Genomic DNA, 4,833 nt, shown 5'->3' with positions numbered 1-4,833 from the left:
CGACGAGGAGGAAGGCACCCGCAACAAGGGTGGGGACCCGGACTGGACGCTTGGTGTGCAAAAACGCCATCGGGGGTCACTGCACTCAGACACCTGGCATGGAACCGCCGCGGACCTGGCGAGCCGCGGGGTTCTTGCGGTCTTTCCAGCACTTGGTTGGTGGAAGACCCGCCCGGGACTTGGACGTTACGATCGGTCAGTTCGTTATGCGCTGCTGGTATCGATCCGGGCGCCGGGGGTCGAAGTCGATCTTTACAACACGGTGGAGTCGAAAATACTTGTACCGGTTGAAGCACAACCATGAGTAGCGCTGATGATTATGAGACTTGGAGGCATCCAGCTTTCCTCGTCACGAACTCATTCCGGAAGCGGACGAGCCAGATACCTTTTCTTAAGAGCGCATTTGGTTCATTGGCCCCACAATGTATTTGACCCTGACCCCTTATTCCCTCAAGACCTGACCCTGAACCCTTCAAACGTTCCCTGACCCTGCGTCTGAAACATACTTGCGCAATTCTTTAGTGTAACGCTCTAGCCACTTGCGATAACGTGGTTTTCCTTCGTCGAATTTCAATATCTTGTCATATTCTTGCTTCACCGCATGTAACAGCAGATCGTGTTTCCGCAAATCGAAAAAAGTCTCGATCTCATTTCGCATTTTGCTTGAAGCCTTATTGCCCAGTTTCTCGACAAACTTTTCGTGAAAATCTTCGTGAAAACTCTCTAACTCAATCTCCGCTTGCTTTACGCTCTCTTGGTGTTCCTTTATGCTCTCCGTGATTTCAATATTTAGCCGGGAAATAATGTCGCTGAAATCGCTCTGCGCCTGGGCTTTCCGAAGAACGTTGGCTGCCTCCTCAACGTCGGCTGCGAACGCTGGGTTATCTACTAGCTCCCAACGCTCGCGGACCCAACGCTCCAAATCCTCGTTATTGACCTTTGGCAGGAATTCGGCGACTCGGGCAACCCAAGCCTCTCGCGCCAAGGGAAGTTTCAGGCGCATTATCTCCTCCTTAGGCAGCTTTCTCTTTGGCTCGCCGAAGGCAATGACTTGGAGAAAAAAATCCTTTTCAGATTCGTAACCATCTGCGTCGGGTGCCGAATAATCGTTGTCTGGATTTTTGTCTATTGGCGCCAGTCGATCCCTAATTCTGTCGAATCTCGCGAGGCGCTCTCTCTCGTTCCGACTCATCTCCTCGTGATGCAGTATCGTGTCAATCGGCCAAGGTGCACCCGGAATCGTGCATATCTCCGCAAGAAAGCGCTTTACAGGAGCTTCCTTGTTTTCGGGGGGGGGCCCATCCTTGGTAGTGGGGGGTTCGGCTGCGTCGGCATGTTCTCTGTTGCTGGGCGCGACCACATTTTCGCCCAAGCGGGACCAGCCAACCTGAAATAACGCCTTGATTGGCGCCGGATGCTTTTTGTAAAACGGTTCCCGCCCAGATAACAGCGCCTTTTCCCTCATCCCCAGAGAGATTACGGCAGCCGCGACCTTGCAGGCTAGTTCGATATCGTGGCTATTGTGCATGGACCAATAGCGCTGCGCCAGCGCCAGGCTGGCATTTACAAGCTCCCGCTTGACTATACTGTATTGTTCTTCGCTCAGCTCAGCTTTGAGAGTGCGAAGCATTGCGAAAACAGGAGCTTCGGCAACAGTCGCGACAGTCATTAAATCAATCAAGGGGAGCAAAAAAATCGTCGAGGGACTCACCGGGCTGCAATCCGGTAACCCTTTGCTCCAGTTTGTTCTGGGCATTCGCAAATACTTCATCGGCTAGACCGAAAATGCTTTTGCGGCTCTTAATCGCGTCGGCAAGTATCTTCGCGAGAGTAGGATGCTGCCCGTTGATCAGGTGATATAAGTATTCCCGCGAGCCGGGTTCGGGCGCTTCGGCATAGGCTTGATCCGCGCCGGGGTCGTACCCGTACAGACCGTCCTCCGTGTCTTCGGTTTCCGATCTCGCTTCCGCATTTGCGGTATGCATAATCTCTAAACCATAGAGAGCAAGATGCAGATACATGATCCCAGAATCCGAGTGGGAGATGATCTCCATTAGTTCAGCCAGCTGATCTGCGTCGTCTTCCCGACCGAAAATGTAAGTGAAGAATTCCAGTGCATATTGGCTGGCAGCATCGGGGTCTTCGCGAATGCTCGTCTCCCAGTGAATAGGCTGTATCTCGATGACGTCTCGCAAGATTTCCGGCGTAATCAACCAGCTTGCAATGCTCGGGATCGTATAATCGTGTTCACCCAAAATCTTCGCCAATACGAGCGGGTCGGTTTGACGCAGGACCTCTCTTGCTAATCCATCCCCTCGTGCGGAGGCATAATCCTCCAGAGCGGTCCCGGCGTTCTTTCCTGACTGCTCAGCCAAGGCGACAATCATGTTCGCCATATCCTGAGTCGATAAGGCCAGTGCCTTTTCGTTAGTTAAAGTCACTTTCATAAGCCTCGTCTTGCATATCGTATGGAATGTTGTCATCGTCCGTCTCATCGCTCTCGTCGCTCACTCCGGGTCGATCTTCCCAATACCGTAGCGTTGTCAAAACCGCGAGCGCAAGGGTTTCCGGGTCGGCTTGTTCAAACGACTTGATGAAGTCGCGGGCGTCCCGGTGTACTTCAAGATGTGGGCGAATCGCACCCCATTCCGGAATATCGCCCTCCTCAAGGAAATGGGACAGGAACGCCCCAGCCCGTAGACGAACCAGTTGATGCACTGCCAGCGCGACATAGTCGGCTGTCAGGGACTCGAAATTCTCGATTCCAAAAAGCGTGCGCCTGGTAGATGCTAGGAATCTTTCCAAGGCGTCTGGCTCTTCCTGATCCCGATATGATGAAAGCGTCTCACAGAAGAAACTATAGGTTTCATCGAAAGAGTCTATTGGAGTCACTGTTGCCTCTGCTGTGCTGTTTAAGCGACCGAAGGATCGCGCGCCGGTCTTCGGTTACCACCACGATCCGGAATGAGCGTCAAGTTGCTGCATCAGATGCATCTGTCCCAATAAGCGGAAGCGAGCTTTGCCGCATCCAGGACGATGGCGTTTCGCAGTGTCCGGTCGTAGTCTTGGCGCAACTGCTGGTTCGAGAGAGTCTCAAATGCCTTGCGTACAATCTGAAAGCTTTCTGCATCTCCGGTTTCGCGGTCCGGATGGTAGCGCATCGCAAGCGCCCTATAAGCATCTTTTACATCTTGCGTGGTAGCCTCGGATGAAATGCCGAGGACCTGATAATGCGTGAGGCCAGCCGTAATCATCGTAAATACCAGGAAACCGAAAGAAGTCTCGGGTAGTGCATCCTAGAACCAAAGATAGGAACCCAAAGCCACCAAGAGCCCACTAATCACGGCGCTTCCCAGGGCAATCAACCAGTCGCGGCGCGATTTCTGTCGTTCCTGTTGAGCCAGCTTCGCGGCATATTCGTCAAGGGCCGGACCGTAGGACAGAAGTTCGCTATAGAAGCGCTTGATGACTTCTACATCGGAGACATAGCCGTCAAGGGTAGCCCCAATTTCGGCCCCCACGTCCTTTCGCGCCCGGTGCTCGGTGACCTGTCCGGAGAGTTCGTTGAGCTTCCGCTTGATGTCCCAATAGTTTGGGATTACCTGGTTGAGGACTTCCAGCGGGTAATTATCGACCACCTGAGTGATCTTGACCCGCAACGACAGGATGGTACCGTCTAGCGCGTCGAACGCCGCCCGGTAGATGTGGCCGATAGACTTGTGGATGTTGCGGGACGCATAGTCGGGATCGGCGGCACCGGCCGGCGCCTGACTTCCCACGCGCGCCACGATGACCCGCATCAAGTGGTCGAGCGCGTCGCGAAGCTCTTTGATGACCTGTAGGTTGGACCGGGAGTCCGGATCGACCTCTTCTGAATAAAGGATAAGCGCCTTGGCCTGAACGTATAGGTCGGCGAGCGCCCTCAGGTCCGGGATGTCTTGGTCCAAGGTAGGCTGTTCCTGCGGGGGATCGGACGGCAAATCCATGTCTAATAGTCCCTCAAGGCAGGTTCAGCGCCTTGACCTTACGGATGTGCTCGACGTACTCGGTCGCAGTGTAGAACCGTCCGGCGCTCAGTCTCACCGAGCCGCGGTTACGCTCCGCGTAGAGCGCTGCCTTTTCCCGGTCCACGTCTGCCGCGGGGGAGATATCCTCAAAATCCCGCTCTATTAGTTCAACCAATCCAGTGACGCCAAACTCGTCACACAGTGTCTTACGGGTCTCTTCGGCGAGGGTCATTGCCATGGCATCGTTGGCGTCGTCGACTGGGGCGACATGCTCACCGGGTGGTTTTCCTGGTGGGGTCGGTTTGAGAAATTGCCGGGTGCGCGGGCGGGGTCTTGTGTCGACTCCTCGGTAAATCTCTGCGCAGGATAGTAGTCCCGCCCGCCGCGCTACGCAAGGGACCGCCCCCTTTGCGAGCCGACGGCTGGTCGTCACCGGAGGTCGGCCGTCCCCTTACGGAAGCGGCCACTGAAGCCGCTTTCTCCATGATTCGGCTGGCGGGACGCCAGCCCTACCTCGGCAAATCCGACCGCCCCATCAACCACTCATCCACCGCCCGCGCACACTGCCGCCCCTCGCGGATGGCCCACACGACGAGCGACTGCCCACGCCGCATATCCCCCGCCCCGAACACCCCAGGCACCGAGGTCTGGTAGGCCCCCACCCCCTCGGTCGTCGCCTTGACGTTCCCGCGCGGGTCGAGTTCCAGCCCGGTCTCGGCCTTCAGCGCCTCGATCATGCCGGCGTGCACCGGGTGCACGAAGCCCATGGCAAGCAGCACCAGGTCGGCCTTGAACTCGGCCTCGGAGCCCGGGACCTCGGACATCT

7 protein-coding genes and 1 pseudogene are annotated in these 4,833 nt (G+C 55.8%); 1 reads left to right on the top strand and 7 read right to left on the bottom strand.

Annotation, left to right across the window (positions count from 1 at the left end):
• Nucleotides 1–304 (top strand): annotated as a pseudogene (locus QZY48_RS31930) (hypothetical protein); the annotation flags it as partial.
• 168 nt (nucleotides 305–472) lie between these two features.
• Here the strand turns inward: QZY48_RS31930 and QZY48_RS31925 are convergent.
• The 7 genes from QZY48_RS31925 to QZY48_RS31895 all read right to left on the bottom strand — a co-directional run.
• Nucleotides 473–1,681, bottom strand: a complete 1,209-nt coding sequence (locus QZY48_RS31925; RefSeq protein ID WP_295438288.1) for a hypothetical protein — start codon at nucleotides 1,679–1,681, stop codon at nucleotides 473–475.
• Nucleotides 1,674–2,447, bottom strand: a complete 774-nt coding sequence (locus tag QZY48_RS31920) for a hypothetical protein (protein WP_295438285.1) — start codon at nucleotides 2,445–2,447, stop codon at nucleotides 1,674–1,676. The genes QZY48_RS31925 and QZY48_RS31920 overlap by 8 nt, the downstream gene beginning before the upstream one ends.
• Nucleotides 2,428–2,805: a hypothetical protein gene (locus QZY48_RS31915; protein ID WP_295438283.1), complete on the bottom strand. Its 378-nt coding sequence runs from the start codon at nucleotides 2,803–2,805 to the stop codon at nucleotides 2,428–2,430. The genes QZY48_RS31920 and QZY48_RS31915 overlap by 20 nt, the downstream gene beginning before the upstream one ends.
• 179 nt (nucleotides 2,806–2,984) lie before the next feature.
• Nucleotides 2,985–3,254 carry a J domain-containing protein gene (locus QZY48_RS31910; protein ID WP_295438281.1) on the bottom strand — a complete coding sequence of 90 codons (270 nt, stop codon included), beginning with the start codon at nucleotides 3,252–3,254 and terminating at the stop codon, nucleotides 2,985–2,987.
• A 42-nt stretch (nucleotides 3,255–3,296) separates the two neighbouring features.
• Nucleotides 3,297–3,947, bottom strand: a complete 651-nt coding sequence (locus QZY48_RS31905; RefSeq protein ID WP_157817420.1) for a hypothetical protein — start codon at nucleotides 3,945–3,947, stop codon at nucleotides 3,297–3,299.
• 52 nt (nucleotides 3,948–3,999) lie between these two features.
• The gene (locus QZY48_RS31900; RefSeq protein ID WP_295438277.1) at nucleotides 4,000–4,239 is read right to left on the bottom strand and encodes a hypothetical protein; all 240 of its coding nucleotides are present in this window, start codon (nucleotides 4,237–4,239) and stop codon (nucleotides 4,000–4,002) included.
• Nucleotides 4,240–4,516: 277 nt separating this feature from the next.
• The coding region (locus tag QZY48_RS31895; RefSeq protein ID WP_295438274.1) for an FAD-dependent oxidoreductase at nucleotides 4,517–4,833 on the bottom strand (317 nt) is incomplete at its 5' end.

Origin of the sequence: uncultured Thiodictyon sp. (genome assembly GCF_903828115.1) — a bacterium.
In the GTDB taxonomy this organism is placed as follows: domain Bacteria; phylum Pseudomonadota; class Gammaproteobacteria; order Chromatiales; family Chromatiaceae; genus Thiodictyon.
The sequence above is the reverse complement of the archived record's forward strand: the minus strand, read 5'-3'. Positions and strand labels throughout refer to the sequence as shown.

Coding starts and splice junctions, on each gene's coding strand:
- QZY48_RS31920 (WP_295438285.1), bottom strand. CDS start 2,447: ATGAAAGTGACTTTAACTAACGAAAAGGCACTGGCCTTATCGACTCAG.
- QZY48_RS31910 (WP_295438281.1), bottom strand. CDS start 3,254: ATGATTACGGCTGGCCTCACGCATTATCAGGTCCTCGGCATTTCATCC.
- QZY48_RS31900 (WP_295438277.1), bottom strand. CDS start 4,239: ATGACCCTCGCCGAAGAGACCCGTAAGACACTGTGTGACGAGTTTGGC.